The sequence below is a fragment of the Tistrella mobilis KA081020-065 genome (assembly GCF_000264455.2).
In the GTDB taxonomy this organism is placed as follows: Bacteria; Pseudomonadota; Alphaproteobacteria; order Tistrellales; family Tistrellaceae; genus Tistrella; species Tistrella mobilis.
This window is the reverse complement of record NC_017958.1, coordinates 955,846-972,530: the sequence shown is the minus strand read 5'-3', so window position 1 is coordinate 972,530 and position 16,685 is coordinate 955,846. Positions and strand designations below refer to the sequence as shown.

Here is a 16,685-nt window from a genome sequence, read left to right as displayed (position 1 = left end):
TTCTTCCCGTTGTCTGGCCTAAATTGCAACATAGGCAGCCGGATCCGTGTCCCGTTCCTCAACAAGACGGGCGATGTCGTTGAGGGCGGTGGTCAACGCCTCGGCTGATGGCCCGCCCAGGCAGAGGCGCAGGCCCGCAGGGGCGCCCGGGTGATCATCGACCATCGGTGCCGAGGGTGGAGTGACGCGGATGCCGCGGGTGGCAGCGGCCATGGCCAGGGCTTCGGCACGCGGGCGCGGCATCGGCAGCCAGATGTGAAAGCCGGGTGTTTCCTGGGGCGCGACATGTTTGCCGAGCAGCCGGCGGGCGAGGGTGGTGCGCGCGCGGCTTTCCGCCCGGACGGCCTGCTCCACGGCCTCTGCAGTTCCGTCTTCCAGCCAGCTTTCCATCAGCAGGCAGCCGAGCGGCGGGGCCATGGTCGCGCTGGCGGCAAGCGCATCGGCCGCGGCTTCCAGGAAGGCGGGCGGCACCGCCAGGGCACCGATGCGCAGCCCCGGGCTCAGGCTCTTCGACAGGCCCGAGACATAGAGGCAGCGATCGGGCGCGAGTGCGGTGAGCGGCGGCATGTCGCCCGCGGCAAACACGCCATAGACGTCGTCCTCCACGATCACCGCATCATGGGCTGCGGCAACGCTGAGGATCGCCTCGCGCCGGGTGCGGCTCATGCTGGCTGCGGTGGGGTTGTGGAGGGTGGGGGTGACGTAGATCAGCCGCTGTCCGGGGCGCCCATCCCGCAGTGCCGTGTGAAGGGCGCGGTCCAGCGCGTCGGGGCACATGCCCTGGTCATCAACCATGACCGGTTGCAGCCGGTGGCCGGCATGGCGGGCGATGGTGATGATGCCGGGATAGGTCAGGCTTTCGGTCAGGATCGTGCCCGGCCGGCCGCCGGTGGTGGTGGCGATCGCCACCGCCAGGGCATGCTGGGCGCCCGAGGTGAGCATCAGCCGCGACGGCGGCAGCTCCAGCCGGTCGCGGGCCAGCCAGCGCGCCATCATCGCCCGATGCTGCGGCGTGCCGGCGGAGGGCGTGTAGCTGCCGAAACCCGACATGTCGATCCGTGCCGCCAGCCGGGCCAGAGAGGCACGAAGCGCCTGGGTATCGAGCATGCGCGGCGGCGTGTTGACGCACAGATCCACCGGCCCTGGGGCCTGGGCGGGCGGCACCGCCACGAACATGCCGCGGCCGCGTTCGGGCACCACCAGCCCGCGCCGTTCCAACAGGGCATAGGCGCGGGTGACTGTGCCGAGGCCGATTTCCAGTCGCCAGGCCAGATCGCGATGGGCCGGCAGCCGGTCGCCCGGGGCGATGCGGCCGCGGGCGATGTCGTCGGCAAGGGCTGCGGCCAGCCGCTCGGCCAGCGCGCCGTCACCCGCAGCCAGGCGGGGGGTCCAGTCCGAGGGGCGCCGCATTCGTGTCCTGCCTTTCGGCTGAAAGTGTACCGTGACACTATAGAGATTGAGCGCCAAGTGTCACCATCATACGGTCATCCTCAATGCAGCTGCAACCGGAGTGACGCTCATGACCCCCGATACGGTGCTGAAGATCGCCGCCTTCACCCGGACCACCATCGATGCCGACGGCGGCAACCCGGCCGGGGTGGTCTTTGCCGACAGCTGGCCGACCGAGACCGAGATGCTGGCCGTGTCGAAGGCGGTCGGCTATTCCGAAACCGCCTTTGCGGTTCCCGATCAGGGCGGGGCAGCGGGCGGCTGGCGGGTGCGCTATTTCGCGCCGCGCCAGGAGGTGCCGTTCTGCGGCCATGCCACCATCGCGCTCGGGGCGGCACTCGGTGCGCGGATGGGGGCGGGGGTCTATGATCTTACCCTCAATGCCGGCCGGATCACGGTCGAGGCGATCCCGGAAGGCGATGGCTGGGCCGCGGCGCTGACCTCGCCGCCGACCTGGACCCGGCTGCCGCCGGCGGATTATGTGCGGCGCGTGCTGGAGGAATTCGGGCTGACGGACGCCGACCTGGACCCGCATCTGCCGGTGCGCCTGATCCATGCCGGTGCCAACCATCTGGTGGTGGCGCTGAAGGATCGCCGCCGCCTGTCGCAGCTGGGTTATGCCTTCCGGCGCGGTGCGGCGCTGCAGGCGGAACAGTCGCTTGCCACCTTCATCTTCGTGACCGCGGAAAGCCGCACCCGCTTCCACGCCCGCAACCCCTTCGCCATCGGCGGGGTCTACGAGGACCCGGCAACCGGCGCGGCGGCGGCGGCGCTGGCCGGCTATCTGCGCGACATCCGCTGGCTGGAGGAGGGGGCGATCCAGGTGGTGCAGGGCGAAGACATGGGCCGCCCCAGCCTGATCCACGCCAGCTTCGGCCCCGAACCCGGCAGCCCCATCCGCATCTCCGGCCTGACCGCCCCCATCGGCTGACGCCGACATCTCAGATCGTTGTTCCTGAGGCTCCACTCGTCCCCGCAAGCTCCCCCCGCCATTGCGGCGGCGGCCAAAGGCGCGGAGCGCCCGCCCGGCGAGGGCCAAAAAAAGGACGCCCGGGCCACCAGGGGCCGGGCGTCCGAGACGACATCCGTCACCGCTCACTCATGGGGGAGAGGAGGGGGACCGATGACGGATGAGCAACGGCGGCGGATCTGCCGGGGAGACGCAGCCTGCGCCGCCGAATTGCCAGTCATCAGGGCGTTCAACAGGGACCGGCCGTTTCCGACAGTGTCCGCCGGGTTTCCTGACCGATCCTTTCGTGAGCGCAGGTCTTATGTAGGGGAAAGTTTCTCGTGAGTCAATTGAACGTTTGAAATAATGCATTGCAGAATGTCCAACCCGGCCCGCCCGCCGGCAGCCCGGGCAGGCCTGGACGGAAAAATCCGCCACGACCGTGCATCCGTCCCGACCGGTCGCAGCGTTGTTTCCCTGATGGGTGGAGCGGGGCCTGATCGTCCCGTCGACGCCGCCCCCGAACGAGAGGGAGACGCCGACCATGACACGCTTTCAATACCTGAAGACCGGCGCCGCCCGGGCTGCTGCCACGGCCGCTCTGGCCCTGCCGATGCTGGCGATGATGCCGGGCATGACCACGGCCTCCGCCGGCATGCTGGTGGGGCTTGCGGGCGACAGCAGTCTGGTGCAGATCGACCCGGCCACCGGCAAGGTGACCGGCATGGTTCCGATTTCGGGCGTGCCCGGCCTGGTCGGCATCGATGTCCGGCCAGCGGATGGCCGGCTCTACGGCCTGGCGGGCGATGGCCGGATCGTCACCATCGATCCCGGCACCGGCGAGGCGACGGTGCGGGCGACCCTGTCGGAGAAGCTGTCGGCCCGCCATGGTGTGACGGTCGATTTCAACCCGGCCGCCGACCGGCTGCGGGTGATGACGCCCGACGGCACCAATCTCAGGGTCAATGTCGACGACGGCAAGGCGGTGGTCGATGGCCGGCTCGCCTATGCCGACATGCACAAGGGCGAGACCCCGAACATCGTGGCCGGCGCCTATACCAATTCGCGCACCGGCCGGAAGGCCGAAGCCACCGCGCTTTACGACATCGACGCCACGATCGGCGCCCTGGTGAAGCAGGCACCGCCGAATGACGGCGTGCTGACCGCGATCGGCCGGCTGGGCGTCACCGTCGACAGCCCCATCGCCTTCAACATCGTCTCGACCGAGATGGGCGGCGAGGCCGGCTGGATGGTCAATGGCGGGGTGATCCACAAACTGGATCTGGCCACCGGCAACGCCACGCCGCTTCGCCCGGTGGATGGCGCACCGGCGCCCATCACCGACGTCGCCTGGATGGAGTAGTCTTTGTGGTCCCTCGCCGGGCGGGGTGCTTCCGCACCCCTTGGCCGCCGCCGCAATGGCGGGAGTCTTTAATAGCCCCTCGCCGGGCGGGCGCTTCCGCGCCCTTGGCCGCCGCCTCAATGGCGGGAGTCTTTAATAGCCCCTCGCCGGGCGGGCGCTTCCGCGCCCTTGGCCGCCGCCTCAATGGCGGCTTGCTCCCGCACGGTCCCGTGCGGGAGCGGGGACCTTCAGAGGGGGCGCGGGGCTTTCGGGCGGGCGTCAGTCGGCATAGGCATAGGCGCCGCCGCGCTCCAGGGCGCGGCGGAAGGCCGGGCGGGCGTGGATGCGTTTCACGAAATCCTGCACGCGTGTGGCGTTGCGCGCGCCTTCGATCCGCTGTGCCGACACTTCGGCCGGGAAGCTCATCATGATGTCGGCGGTGGTGAAGTCGGGCCCGGCGAACCAGGGGCCGCGGGCGAGTTCCGCTTCCCAGAAGGCGAGGTTGGTGTTGAGCCGGGGGTCGACGAAGCCGGCATTGATCGCGCCGGTGATCTTGCGCGCCAGCGGCCGGATCAGTGCCGGGGTGCGGTCGGGGGCGCGCATCAGCACCAGCTTCATCACCAGCAGCGGCATCGCCGAGCCTTCGGCATAATGCATCCAATAGCGCCAGCGCAGCCGCTCCGGCGTGCCGGCGGCCGGCACCAGCCGGCCCTCGCCATAGCGCTCCAGGATGTAGTCGACGATGGCGCCGGTCTCGGCCACGGTGACGTCGCCATCGGTGATCACCGGCGACTTGCCCAGCGGATGCACCGCCTTCAGGCTGGCCGGCGCCTCCATGGTTGCCGGGTCGCGCTCATAGCGCCGGATCTCGTAGTCGAGCCCCAGCTCTTCCAACAGCCAGAGCACGCGCTGCGAGCGCGAATTGTTCAGATGATGCACGACGATCATAATGCCTCGACCCCTTGACCCTGTCTCTTGCCGGCGACTGGACTGGCCGCCCCTCGTATGTTTACATTGTAAACATTAGGGCGAAGGAGAGGGACGTCAATGGGGGAGACGGGTGCGGCACGACACTCCGACGGCTATCATCACGGCGATCTGAAGCCGGTGCTGATCGCGGCCGCCCGCCGCCTGGTCGAGGCGGACGGCCATGACCGGCTGTCGCTGCGCGAGGTGGCACGCCAGGCGGGCGTTTCGGCCATGGCGCCCTATCGCCATGTGGAGAACCGCGAGGCGCTGCTCGCCGAGCTGGCCGCGCAGGGCTTTCGCGAGCTGGGGGCGGCGCTGAAAGGCGCGGCCGATCAGGGGGTTGATCCCCGGTCGCGATCATTGGCGCAGGCGCAGGCCTATGTCGGCTTCGCTTGCGTAAATCCGGGCTTGTTTCGGTTGATGGTCGGGCCGCTCGATCCGGCCCAGAAACAGCTGATCGCCGCCGATGCCGAAGCCGCCCATGCGATGGGGGCCACCCCCGACATCGATCCCGATCTGGCCCGGGCGCGCTGGGCGCTGGTCCATGGGCTGTCGATGCTGATCATCGACGGCCGGCTGGCCATCGCGCCCGGCGACACCGTGCCGGCCATCGTGGCCCGAACGGCTGCGGCCCTCTGGCCCGAGAGTGGGGTTTGTGAGGGCGGGGCTGGTCAGTCGGCATAGATCGCATCGCGCAGCGCGTCGGGAAAAGCCCCGGTCATGCCGGCGAGGGCGGTGTTGGTCATCGCCACGACGGTCAGTTTGCGGACCGGATCGACGAACCAGGAATGGCCATAAGCACCACCCCAGGCCCATGTGCCCGGGCTTTGCGGGCTGCCGGCAAGGGCCGGGTCGATCAGCACCGAGGCACCAAGCCCGAAGGCCCAGCCGGGGCCCGTCACATCGAGGGGCAGGTCGCCGGTGGTCGGGCGGACGAAGGCTGCGGCCATCCCGGGGCTCAACACCCCGCCGCCGCCGGTGCGGATGGCTTCCAGCAACGCCAGGACATCGGCGGCGGTGCCCGCCATGCCGGCACCGCCCGAGGGCCAGGCATCGGGATCGAGGATGCGGCCGGGCGCGTAATGCACGGCGCTGCCGCCAAAGGGCACCGCTTCGGCCGCCGCCATCCGCCGCGGTACGCCGCCCTCTGGGCCGTCGACATAGGGCACCGCCAGCCGCGTGGTGTCGGCGACGGTGAAGCCGGTGTCTTCAAGGCCGAGCGGTGCGGTCACCTTCTCGCGGACCACATCGGGCAGGGTGCGGCCGGTTGCAGCCTCGATCAGCCCGCCGGTCACGTCGATTGCCAGCGAGTAATGCCAGGCCGCGCCCGGGCGGTTGCGCAGAGGTGCCATGGCGAGTCGACGCAGGTTTTCAGCCAGGGTCAGGCCGGGACGGTCATCCATCCCGTCCGAGACCCCCGCCCGGGCATAGGGGCCGTCGGCCGGCTGGAAGAAACCGTAATCGAGCCCGGCGGTATGGCTCAACAGCTGGCGCAGGGTGATGACCGGCCGGTCGCCGTCGCCGGTCGCCGGACGGAAATCCGGCAGATGGCGGGTGATCGGCGTGTCGAGGTCCAGAACCCCGTCATCGACCAGGGCCAATGCTGTTGCCGCCACGAAGGGCTTGCTGACCGAGGCGAAGCGGAAGATCGCATCCTCGCGCATCGGCAGGCCCGCCTCGCGGTCCAGATGGCCGGCGGCGCGGCGATGGATCAGCCGACCGTCCTCGGCGACCAGGATCACGGCACCGGCGATCTGCCCCTCGGCGATCGCCGTGTCGACCACCCGGTCGATCCGGGCGCCCAAGGTCTTCTCTCCCGTGGTCTTGTCGGCCTTAGTCTTGTCGTCGGCTGCGGCCGGCGTCAGGGCGAGGGGGAGCGTGACCGCCGCAAGGGATGCGGCGACGGACAGGCTGCGCATGGCGCTTCTCCATTTAAATAGCAGTCGCTATATTAATGAGCAGATGCCTGTCCCCGCGCAACAGAAATATATATCGATCGCTATGAAAAGCCCGTCATCCCCATCCCCGACCCCGCGTCAGGGCCGTGGCCGCCCGCGCAGCTTCGATCGTGATGCGGCCCTGGCCAAAGCCATGCGCCTGTTCTGGGAACGGGGGTATGAGGGCACCTCGGTTGCCGACCTGACCCAGGCGATGGGCATCACCCCGCCCAGCCTCTACGCCGCTTTCGGGTCGAAGGAAGAGCTGTATCGCGAGGTGATGGCTGCCTATCGCGCGGGGCCGGGGCTGTTCACGATCCGCGCGCTGGACGAGGAGCCCGACCCCCGGGCGGCGATCCGGCGGCTGCTGCGCGAAACCGCCATCGCCTTCACCGATCCCGGCCAACCCGCCGGCTGCCTGATCTCCACCGCCCTGATCACCTGCGCGCCCGAGCACGACGCGGTGGCGGCGGAGACCGCACGGCTGCGCCGCGATACCATTGCGGCCATCGCCGCCTGCATCCGCCGCGGCATCGCTGCCGGGCGCTGGCCTGCGGGAACCGATGCCGGGGCGCTCGCCCGGCTTTACGGCGCCGTCATCCAGGGCATGTCGATCCAGGCCCGCGACGGCGCCGGGCGCGACGAGCTGCTGGCCATGGTCGATCAGGTCATGCCCGATCAGGTCATGCCGGATTGAGGCGGTGGCCGATCACCCCTCCGAGCCGGTGCGCCGGGGCGGCGGGGTTGCCTCCGCCATCCGTGCGCGGGTGTCGGCATCGACCAGACAGCGCAGCCGGGCCAGCAGCGGGTGGCCCTCGGCATAGTGGCGACCGTAATCCAGGTTGAATCCATGATCGAAATCGGGGGCGGTGGCACCCTGATTGTGCTGGATGATGGTTTCCATCTTGTCCAGCGCCTTGACCATCCGGGCCTCAGGGGTCGAGCTCGCTTCGTATTCGTCCCAGAGCGCCAGGAATTCGGCGCGGCGTGCGGCATCAAGCGGTTCCAGAAGAGTGATCAGGTCGGCGCGTTCCTGCGCCGCCTTGTCTGGTCCGCCGGTCTGCCGGATCGCCGGCACATCGCCGCCGATCGCCTCGCCCAGGTCGTGGATCAGGCAGAGCTTCAGCACGCGCAGCAGGTCGACCGGCTCGCCATCCCGGCCCAGATCCGGGCCCAGCACCATCGCCATCAGGGCCAGACGCCAGCTGTGCTCCGCAGTGCTCTCGTGGCGGCCGGAGGCGGTGTAGGAATTGCGCAGGACGTCCTTCAGCTTTTCAGTCTGACGGATAAAGTCGAGGCAGCCATGAAGCTCGGCATCGGTCATGTTTTCCTGTCCGTTCCGAAGGTGGCCGCAAGAGCTGCGGCCTCGGGTGGGACGACTATATATGGGGAGCGTTTCCGGTTTCGTCGCGGGTCATGATGCGGCCACATCGATGAAAGCCTCATGACAAAGCCTCATGACAAGGGGGCATAACGTCATCGTGATCATTACCTCCGGCATAATCGCCGGCGGGGGATCGCCGGTGTCTGATGGGGGCAGGACGGCGGGCAAGGGGCCCCGTCCGGCACTGCTCCCTGAAGGAGACCCGTCATGACCGTCAACCCGACCCTGCTGCGCCGCGTGCTCTGGTTCGATGCCCTGAGCGGGCTTGGCATGGCTGCCCTGTTCCTGATCGCCGGCGGCCCGGTCGCCGAACTGACTGGCCTGCCGCGCGGGCTGCTGGCCGCTACCGGTATCGCCCTCGTCGTGATCGCGGGCGGCATTCTGCTGATTGCGACGCGCGATCCGCTGCCTCGCAAGGCGGTGCGCACGCTCGCCATCCTGAACCTGCTCTGGGTCGTCGACAGCATCGCCCTTCTGGTTCTGGGCTGGGTGGAGCCAACGGGCCCCGGCTATGCGTTGGTCATCGGCCAGGCGGTGGTGGTGGCGATGCTGGCCGAGCTTCAGCTCCTGGGCCTTCGCCAGCCGCACCTTGCAACTGCCTGATCACCCTGGATCTTCCCCCGCGGCACCCCATGTCATGAACATGGGGTGCGCGCGCGGCGACAGGGGGGAGGCCCGGAGATGTCCCGTCAGCAAGGCTTGCCGGCCATGGGCCGGGGGTGGATCAAGATCGCGGCATCGCTGCTGATCGGCACGGCGCTGGTGGTGGTTGCGGCCGATCACCCGCGGGCGGATCATCCGGCCCGGACCGCGGCTCCCGTGGCCGTGGCGGCCGATACGGCCGAGCGGTCGGCGGTGATCGCGGCCATCGACCGTCAGCTTGCGGCGTTGGCCCGCGACGATGCCGCCGCCGCCTTCGCCATGGCGGCACCCGCCCTTCAGGCCCGGTTCGGCACGCCCGACCGCTTCCTGCGCATGGTGCACCATGCCTATCCGGCGGTCATCCGGCCCGTGCGGGTGGATTACGGCCCGGCCTGGCGCCTTGCCGACGGCCGCTTCGTCCAGCGGGCCATACTGCAGACCCGTAAAGGCGGGGTGGTGATGGCGGTCTACACGCTGGAAGTGATCGACGGCCGGCACCGCATCACCGGCTGTTTCCTGTTCGACACCCCGGCCGAGGCGGTCTGACCCGACCGCCGCCGCCGCGCGATCCCCCCTGTTGACCTTCATCCATATTCGTATCATCGTAAGTTACGAATTAGGATCCGGAGGACAGCATCTCATGTCGGACACCCCTGCCGATGGCGGCACGGCCGATCTCGTCAGCCATTTCTGCAACCCCGAGGCGGTGGCCGCCTATGCCGACGGCCCGCGGCGCTTCGTGCCGGGGCTGGAGGCGCTGCACCGCATGACCTGGCTGTTGCTGGCCGAACGGGTGCCGGCCGATGCCCGGATCCTGGTGCTGGGCGCCGGGGGCGGGCTGGAGCTGAAGGCCATGGCCGAGGCACAGCCCGGCTGGCGCTTCACCGGCGTGGATCCATCATCCGAAATGCTGGGGCTGGCCCGCCGCACGCTGGGGAAGCTGGCCGCGCGGGTCGATCTGGTCGAGGGCCATATCGACGATGCACCCGAGGGGCCCTTCGATGCCGCAACCTGCCTGCTGACCCTGCATTTTCTGGACGCGGCCGAACGCCGACGGACGGTGGCGGAGATCCACCGCCGCCTGGTGCCCGGTGCGCCGTTCGTCGCCGCCCATTCCAGCTTTCCGCAAGAGGCGGCGGAACGCGATCTCTGGTTGTCGCGCTATGCCGCCTATGCGGTGTCGATGGGCGCGGATGTCGAACAGACCAATGGTGCCTGCGAAGCGGTGCGCCGCAGCCTGATGACCTTTGACCCCGCCACCGACACCGCGATCCTGGAGGAGGGCGGCTTCCGCGACGTCAGCCTGTTTTTCGCCGCCTTCACCTGGCGGGGCTGGGTCGCCACTGCCTGAGGCGCTCAGCCGCGCGCCTTCCGCCCGGTCCAGTGCCGTTCCAGATTGGCAACCAGCGCCGGGCTCAGATGGCAGACCGCCACCTCGCGGGTATAGATTGCAAGATAGGCGCGGAACAGGTCCAGCGGTTCCTGGGCCACCCGGAAGGCGCGGCGGTTGCCGGCGATCGAGACCACGCCGCCATCGACCAGATCGGCCGCCACCTCGTCGATCGCCGTCTCCAGCCCGTCGGGTTCGGCCACGCGGTCGATCAGCAGCCGGGCTTCGGGCTCGTCCACGCGGATGGTGCGGCCGTTCATGATGATCTGGCGGGCCAGCCGGTCGCCCATGATCCGCGGCAGGCGCAGATTGGTGCACCCCGGCACCAGCCCTTCCTTGCGGGCGGGCACGTTGAACCAGCTGCCGGCCTCTGCCACCACCGCGTCGCAGACCAGCAGCGCCTGGGTGGCCGCGCCGATCGCGAAGCCGTCGATCACCCCGATCCAGGCCTTCTCGCGCGTCTCGGCCAGTTCGTCGGGCAGGCGGTCGGGGGCCGCCAGGCCGCGGAAGACCTTGGCGACCCAGCCCATTTCGCGCTCGATATACATCACATAGGGCACGCGGCCCTCGTAGAGATCGGTGAGGTTCAGCCCGGCCCCCGCCAGCCGGCGCCCGGCATAGCGGGGATGGTCGACCACGCCGCCGCGCAGGATGCAGGCGGTGCTCTCCTCGTCCAACAGGGCGGCATCGACCGCATGTTCCAGCGCGTCGATGGTGGGCACGTCCTCGGCATTCAGCCGGCCGGCATTGCGGTTCTCCACCACCAGCAGCCGGCCGTGCCGTTCCACCCGGACCAGCCCCAGATCCAGCACGCCGTCCCGGGCGAGCCGCGCGGCATTGGCGGCGGCCTCGGGGCGGGGCAACTGCATCGCATGGCAAAGATGCAGGCCGCGGGCGCGGTCGGCGAAGATCGCCTGCAGGAACAGCGCCTGGGCCATCTCCACCCCGGTTTTGGCCGAAAGCGGCCGGGCGGCTTCGGCTGCAAGGGTCTGCGCATCCGGCAGCAGCCCGGGGGCCGTTTCCGCCCCTGCGGTCAGCAGCTCCCCCACGCGCAGGAACCGGCTGCCATTGCCGGTCAGGTGGTCGTAGAGCGCGCGGGCTTCCGCCATGCGCGCCTCGTCGAGCGGCCGGATATCGGTCATTGCAGGGACCCCTTCAATGTCGCCAGACCGCGGGCGACGATTTCCTTCATCACCTCGTTGGAGCCGGCATAGATCCGCTGGGCGCGGGCATCGACATACATCTGTGCCAGCGGGTGTTCGGCCATGTAGCCCGCGCCGCCGAAGACCTGCAGGCAGGCATCGACCACACGGCCCTGCATCTCGGTGGTCCAGAGCTTGGCCATGGCCGCGGTTTCGGCGTCCAGCCGGCCCTGGATGATGCGGGCGATGCAGTCGTCGACCAGCACCCGGCCGGTATGGGCTTCGGTGCGGGCATCGGCCAGGGAGAAGCGCAGCGCCTGATGGTCGATCAGCGGCCGGCCGAAGGTCTCGCGGGTCATGGCATGGTCGACGGCGAGCGCCAGCGCGCGCTCGGCAAAGGTCACCGCCTGCACCGCGATGATCAGGCGTTCATAGGCCAGCTGCGACATCAGCTGGCCGAACCCCAGACCATCCGCCGCCCCCAGCCGATTGGCGGCCGGCACGATCATGTCGTCGAAAAAGAGTTCCGAGGTGTCCTGGCCGCACTGGCCCATCTTGGCAAGCCGCCGGCCGCGGCGGAAGCCGGGCAGGTCGTCGGTTTCCAGCACCAGCAGGGTGACGCCTTTCGCGCCCGCCGCCGGGTCCACCGTCGCCACCAGCAGGATCAGATCGGCCGAGGCGCCGTTGGAGATGAAGGTCTTGGAGCCCGAGACCAGATAATGGTCCCCCTGCGGCCGGGCGGTGGTGCGCACCGCCTTCAGATCCGATCCGTTGCCGGGCTCGGTCATGGCGATGGCGCCGATGCGCCGCCCGGCGGCAAGGTCCGGCAGCCAGCGGCGCTGCTGTTCGGGCGTGCCATAGGCGCGGATATAGCCCGCGCAGCATTCATGCACGCCCTTGCAGAAGGATGTGTCGCCGATCCGCGCCAGCTCTTCGTAGACGATCGCCTCGGTCGCGAAACTGCCGCCGCCGCCGCCCAGATCCGGGTCGTGTTCGGTCAGCAGCAGGCCCATCGCACCCGCCGCCGTCCAGGTCTGGCGGTCGACGATACCCTGCGCGCGCCAGGCGTCGAGCCGGGGTACGAATTCCGTGGCCAGAAAGCCGCGCACGGCATGGCGGAAGATGCGCAGCTCCTCTTGCGCCGACCAGGCAGGTTCCATCCGTCACGCCTCCGCGGCTTCGGGCTGGCGAGCGGGTTCGCGCGCGGCGCTGTCCCAGAGCGGATCGAGCAGGCCCGTCAGCAGCCGGGCGCGCATCTCGCGCCGCCGGATCTTGCCCGACGAGGTTCTGAGGATGGTGTTGGGCCTGAGGATCACTAGCCGCTCCAGGCGCAGTTCCAGGGCGGCCGCCACCGCTTCGACCGCATCGGCGAAGATTTCGGGCCCGTCCAGACGGCGCATGCGCTCACGCTCGGCCTCGATCATCGCCACCACCGTCTCGCCGCCTGGTCCGTCTACTGAGACCGCAGCCGCGGCTCCGGCGGCAAGGTCGGGGCAGGCGGCGGTGATCGCGGTCTCGACATCCTGCGGGTAGTGATTGCGGCCGCGGATGATGATCAGTTCCTTGATCCGGCCGGTGACGTAAAGCTCGCCGTCGATCCGGCAGCCCAGATCGCCGGTGCGCAGCCAGCGGCGGTCGTCGCCGGGCAGGCGGGCGCCGAAGACCTCGTCGGTCAGCTCAGGGCGCCGCCAGTAGCCGCGGGCCAGGCTGGTGCCGGTGACCAGGATTTCCCCGATCCGGCCGTCGGGCAGGGGGCGGCCGGTTTCGGGGTCGGCGATCGCGACCGCCAGCCCCTGGCCCGGCTGGCCGCAACCGACCAGCCGGCGGGGCGGGGTGACGGCGCTCGCGACCGGCGGCACCACCCGGCCCAGATCGAGCGCGCCGCCGTCCACGTCGATGATCGGCGGCGCGATGCCCTGGCTGCCGCCCGAGATCATCAGCGTCGTCTCGGCCATGCCATAGCAGGGATAAAAGGCGTCGGCACGGAAGCCGTAGGGTGCGAAGGTGGCGGCGAAGCGCTCCAGTGTCTCGGCCCGGACCGGCTCGGCGCCGTTATAGGCGACGTTCCACGACGACAGGTCCAGCCCTTCGCAGAGATCGGGGCGGAAGCGGCGCACGCACAGGTCGTAGCCGAAATCGGGGCTGCCGGCGGTGGTGGCCTTCCAGTCGGAAATCGCCCTGAGCCAGCGCATCGGCTTCTGCAGAAAGGCGGCGGGCGCCATCAGCACCGACGGGATGCCCAGCCAGAGCGGCTGGAGCAGGTTCCCGACCAGCCCCATGTCGTGATAGAGCGGCAGCCAGCCGGCGAAAACCGTTTCGGGCCCGTGGCCCATGGCGCGGCGGATCAGCCGCTGATTGGCCGCAAGCGCGCCGTGGCTGACCATCACCCCCTTGGGATCACCGGTCGAGCCCGAGGTGTATTGCAGGAAGGCGAGATCGTCGGGCCCGACGGTGGGTGCACGCGGTAGCAGGTCTTCGGGCCGGGTCACCATCTCGTCGGTCGCCAGGATCCGGGCGGCGGCGATGGCGCCGGCCCCCTCGGCGCCGGCCTCGGCAAAGCGGGGTTCCAGCCAGGCGCGCTGGTCAGCGGCGATGAGGATCACCCGGGCGCCACAGCCCGAGACGATCGCCCCCAGCCGGTCGAGCGACTGGTTGCGGCGCGGCGGATAGGCCGGCACCGCCACCAGACCCGCGACCAGACAGCCGAAAAAGGCTTCGATGAACCCCATGCCCGGCTGATGCAGCAGCAGGGCCCGGTCTCCCGGTTCCGCCACTGCCAGCAGGCCGCGGGCGATCGCCCGGGCGCGGGCACCGAGCCCGGCATAGTCGATCCGGGTCTGTTCGCGCTCGCCATCGGCCAGGAAGACATAGGCCAGCGCGTCGCCGCGGTTGCGGGCCAGGTCTTCAAGGCGGTGGACCAGGGTGGTGGCGGTGGTATCGGCGGTCATCGACGCCCCCTTCGCTCAGCCGGCCTTGCGGAAGCCGATCCGGGCCAGATTCATGGCGCCGGTGTGGAAGCCGATCATGAACACGCCGCAATACTTCTCGAACCGATCGACCACGGCGGGACCGACGATGGTCTCGGCCGCCGCGCGATTGGCCCGAAGCCCGTCGAGCCAGCTCTGGAAGGTGCGGACATACATCTGGCGGTCACACCGCAGGCGCTCCACCTCGAACAGGCGGTCGCAGCCTTCCATGATCTCGTGCAGGCGCGGCAGGTCGCTGTCGGGGAAGACCTCGGCGGCGCAGAAGGTGCTGAAATCCGCCTTGGTCGCCCGGCCGTAGACGATGGTCTGGATCGACATCCGCCCGCCGGGCTTCAGCCAGGAATGGGCGCGTTCGAAGAAGGCACGATAGCCGGCCTTTTTTTCCGCCTCGGTCGAGTCCAGCCGGGCGAAATGTTCGAAAGCCTCCAGCGACACGATGGCGTCATAGGGCGCCTCGGGCTCGAACCCCGCCCAGGGGGTCAGGGCGACCTCGAGCCTGGGATCGCCGAAGCCCGTCACATGGGTGCGATGGGCCTCGGTCATGGTCATGCCGGTGACGTGGCCTGCGCCGCGTTCCGCCAGCCGCCGCATCATCGACCCCCAGCCGCAACCGATATCCAGCACCCGCTCTGCGCCGGCGGCATGGGCCTGGTCGATGTGGAAGTCCAGCTTGCGGGTCTGGGCGGCCAGGAAGCCCGCCGGATCATCGGTATCGCCGGCCTCGTAGAGCGCGCAGGAATAGGTCAGCGACGGGTCGAGCCACAGACCGAAGAAGTCGGTCCCGATGTCGTAATGCGAGCGCAGCGCATCCGACGACGTGCCGGGGTGGCCGCCGGCAGGGCTGGTGGGATGGATCTGGTTGGTATCAGGTGACATGGCGCGAACTCCGGTCGGGGCACGGCCTCAGCCGGCAAGGGCGGCTGCAAGATCCTGGACGGTGGGGTGATCATAGGCGAGTGTGGGCTCCACCTTACGGCCGAGCCATTCTTCCAGCTCGCCGGTCATCGAAACGACGGCGAGCGAGTCGACGCCCATGCGCTCGAAGCGTTCGGTCCGTCGGATTTCAGAGCGATCGCGGCCCAGGCGGTCGGCCAGATAGTCGACGAGCCAGGCCTCGATGGCAGCGGCATCGGGGCGGGTGGCCGCCCGGGCACCAGCGGCGGCCTGCTGGGCGCCAGGAAGCGTGGTCTGGGTGTTCATGGAACAGGTCTCCGGCTGCGGGCTGCGCCCGGCGTTGGAAGGGTCTGAGAGGCTGGAAAACACTCAATCTTGGGTTGATATGCACATGATATAGACCTAAGAACAGAGAAAATTTCGCGTTCAGCGCGATAATTTCCGATCGGGCCCCCGGGGTGAAATGCGGCCGCAATCGGGGCGGCCGGGCGGGGCGTTCAGGCCGTCACGCGGTCGTCGTCGTCGACCTGCATGCCCGCGGCGGCTGCGGCGCGCTTGGCGCTTATGCTCTCGGGCAGGGGGCGGCGGACATTCCAGGCAAGCCCCACGGCTTCCAGGCTGCGGATGATCCACCAGCCGATATCCACCTCCCAGACCGCCAGGCCGAAGCGGGCGGAGGTGGGGAAGGCATGGTGGTTGTTGTGCCAGGCCTCACCCAGGGTCGGCAGGGCGATCGGCCAGAGATTGGTGGATGTATTCCGGCCGCCGAAGGGCCGGGTGCCGATCATGTGGGTGAGCGAATTGATCGCATTGGTGAAGTGATAGCTGAGGGTCAGCCGCACCGCGCCGCCCCATAGCAGGCCCAACACCGCGCCCCGGATGCCGCCGATGGCGAGCGCACCGGCGAGCGCCGGCAGGATCAGCCCCAGGGCCACCCACCACAGATAGCGCTGGTTGATCCACATCAGCCGCCGATCGCGGGTCAGGTCGCGGGTCACGGCGAAGACATCGGCCGGGCGATGGCTGAAGGTCCAGCCGGCCTGCGCGTGCCAGAACCCTTCCCAGCGTCCCAGCTGCCGCCCGTTCGCGATCCGCGGACTGTGCGGGTCGCCGTCACGGTCCGACCGGATGTGATGGACCCGATGATTGGCGGCCCAATAGATCGCCGGTCCCTGGGCCGCCATGCAGCCGAGCACGGCGAACACCGCGCGCAGCCAGGGCGTGGTCTCGAAGGCGCGATGGGCGAACAGCCGGTGCAGCCCGACGGTGATGCCGGCATAGGTGGCCATATAGGACACGAGCAGAATCACCAGGGCCGCGGCCGGGACGCCACCGTCATGGACGGCGATGCCGATGGCGATCAGGCTGCCGATGGCGGGCAGCACCAGAATCGCAAAGGCGTGACGGGCCTGTGCCCGTCTGAGACGCGGATCCAGACCGCTCCCCCCTCCGGGGCGGGTCGATCCGCCGGTCGGCGTGTCAGACGACATCATCCCCCCTTCGTCCGCATCCGTCTGCCGGCCGCGGTCACCTAAAACCTTAATATTATTTTGAATACTATATAAACAACCAATGCGAGAGATGGCAAGCGCTGTCGGAG

At 69.3% G+C, this 16,685-nt stretch carries 17 protein-coding genes; 7 read left to right on the top strand and 10 right to left on the bottom strand.

From position 1 onward, the window contains the following. Positions 1-18: 18 nt before the first annotated feature. Positions 19-1,410 carry a PLP-dependent aminotransferase family protein gene (locus TMO_RS27895; protein WP_014748418.1) on the bottom strand — a complete coding sequence of 464 codons (1,392 nt, stop codon included), beginning with the start codon at positions 1,408-1,410 and terminating at the stop codon, positions 19-21. 109 nt (positions 1,411-1,519) lie between these two features. Here TMO_RS27895 and TMO_RS27890 point away from each other — a divergent pair, with 109 nt between their 5' ends. Both TMO_RS27890 and TMO_RS27885 read left to right on the top strand, forming a co-directional pair. Beyond that, entirely contained in the window at positions 1,520-2,380 is an 861-nt protein-coding gene (locus tag TMO_RS27890) for a PhzF family phenazine biosynthesis protein (protein WP_041607675.1), read from the top strand. A 562-nt stretch (positions 2,381-2,942) separates the two neighbouring features. Further along, positions 2,943-3,761, top strand: a complete 819-nt coding sequence (locus TMO_RS27885; protein WP_014748416.1) for a DUF4394 domain-containing protein — start codon at positions 2,943-2,945, stop codon at positions 3,759-3,761. A 258-nt stretch (positions 3,762-4,019) separates the two neighbouring features. On the opposite strand, the gene TMO_RS27880 is transcribed toward TMO_RS27885, so the two are convergent. Continuing rightward, a complete protein-coding gene (locus tag TMO_RS27880) occupies positions 4,020-4,688 on the bottom strand; it encodes a glutathione S-transferase family protein (RefSeq protein WP_014748415.1) in 669 nt (222 codons plus the stop codon). A 99-nt stretch (positions 4,689-4,787) separates the two neighbouring features. Here TMO_RS27880 and TMO_RS27875 point away from each other — a divergent pair, with 99 nt between their 5' ends. Next, positions 4,788-5,393 (top strand): TetR/AcrR family transcriptional regulator, encoded by a 606-nt coding sequence (locus tag TMO_RS27875; RefSeq protein ID WP_014748414.1) that lies wholly within the window; start codon positions 4,788-4,790, stop codon positions 5,391-5,393. On the opposite strand, the gene TMO_RS27870 is transcribed toward TMO_RS27875, so the two are convergent. Then, entirely contained in the window at positions 5,381-6,628 is a 1,248-nt protein-coding gene (locus TMO_RS27870) for a serine hydrolase domain-containing protein (RefSeq protein WP_014748413.1), read from the bottom strand. The genes TMO_RS27875 and TMO_RS27870 overlap by 13 nt on opposite strands. An 82-nt stretch (positions 6,629-6,710) precedes the next feature. Between TMO_RS27870 and TMO_RS27865 the strand changes: the two genes are divergently transcribed. Then, positions 6,711-7,343: a TetR/AcrR family transcriptional regulator gene (locus tag TMO_RS27865; protein ID WP_014748412.1), complete on the top strand. Its 633-nt coding sequence runs from the start codon at positions 6,711-6,713 to the stop codon at positions 7,341-7,343. 12 nt (positions 7,344-7,355) lie between these two features. Here TMO_RS27865 and TMO_RS27860 read toward each other — a convergent pair whose 3' ends face one another. After that, on the bottom strand, positions 7,356-7,970 hold the full coding sequence (locus TMO_RS27860; protein WP_014748411.1) for an HD domain-containing protein: 615 nt from the start codon (positions 7,968-7,970) through the stop codon (positions 7,356-7,358). A gap of 267 nt (positions 7,971-8,237) precedes the next feature. On the opposite strand from TMO_RS27860, the gene TMO_RS27855 reads away from it, so the two are divergent. From TMO_RS27855 to TMO_RS27845, 3 genes are all read left to right on the top strand, one after another. Beyond that, positions 8,238-8,633 carry a hypothetical protein gene (locus tag TMO_RS27855; RefSeq protein WP_014748410.1) on the top strand — a complete coding sequence of 132 codons (396 nt, stop codon included), beginning with the start codon at positions 8,238-8,240 and terminating at the stop codon, positions 8,631-8,633. A 78-nt stretch (positions 8,634-8,711) separates the two neighbouring features. Continuing rightward, positions 8,712-9,218, top strand: coding sequence for a DUF4864 domain-containing protein (locus TMO_RS27850; protein ID WP_145978483.1), 507 nt, complete (start codon positions 8,712-8,714; stop codon positions 9,216-9,218). A gap of 94 nt (positions 9,219-9,312) precedes the next feature. Continuing rightward, positions 9,313-10,023 carry a class I SAM-dependent methyltransferase gene (locus TMO_RS27845; RefSeq protein WP_014748408.1) on the top strand — a complete coding sequence of 237 codons (711 nt, stop codon included), beginning with the start codon at positions 9,313-9,315 and terminating at the stop codon, positions 10,021-10,023. 5 nt (positions 10,024-10,028) lie between these two features. Here the strand turns inward: TMO_RS27845 and TMO_RS27840 are convergent, their stop codons facing one another. The 6 genes from TMO_RS27840 to TMO_RS27815 all read right to left on the bottom strand — a co-directional run bounded on the left by TMO_RS27840 (position 10,029) and on the right by TMO_RS27815 (position 16,578). Further along, positions 10,029-11,204, bottom strand: a complete 1,176-nt coding sequence (locus tag TMO_RS27840; RefSeq protein WP_014748407.1) for an enoyl-CoA hydratase/isomerase family protein — start codon at positions 11,202-11,204, stop codon at positions 10,029-10,031. Beyond that, a complete protein-coding gene (locus tag TMO_RS27835; protein ID WP_014748406.1) occupies positions 11,201-12,364 on the bottom strand; it encodes an acyl-CoA dehydrogenase family protein in 1,164 nt (387 codons plus the stop codon). Before TMO_RS27835 ends, TMO_RS27840 begins: the two co-directional genes overlap by 4 nt. 3 nt (positions 12,365-12,367) lie before the next feature. After that, entirely contained in the window at positions 12,368-14,152 is a 1,785-nt protein-coding gene (locus TMO_RS27830; RefSeq protein WP_014748405.1) for a fatty acyl-AMP ligase, read from the bottom strand. Between the two features lie 15 nt (positions 14,153-14,167). Further along, positions 14,168-15,067, bottom strand: a complete 900-nt coding sequence (locus TMO_RS27825) for an SAM-dependent methyltransferase (RefSeq protein ID WP_014748404.1) — start codon at positions 15,065-15,067, stop codon at positions 14,168-14,170. Positions 15,068-15,094: 27 nt separating this feature from the next. Next, on the bottom strand, positions 15,095-15,391 hold the full coding sequence (locus tag TMO_RS27820; protein ID WP_014748403.1) for an acyl carrier protein: 297 nt from the start codon (positions 15,389-15,391) through the stop codon (positions 15,095-15,097). Between the two features lie 191 nt (positions 15,392-15,582). Next, a complete protein-coding gene (locus TMO_RS27815) occupies positions 15,583-16,578 on the bottom strand; it encodes an acyl-CoA desaturase (RefSeq protein WP_014748402.1) in 996 nt (331 codons plus the stop codon). Positions 16,579-16,685: the final 107 nt, after the last annotated feature.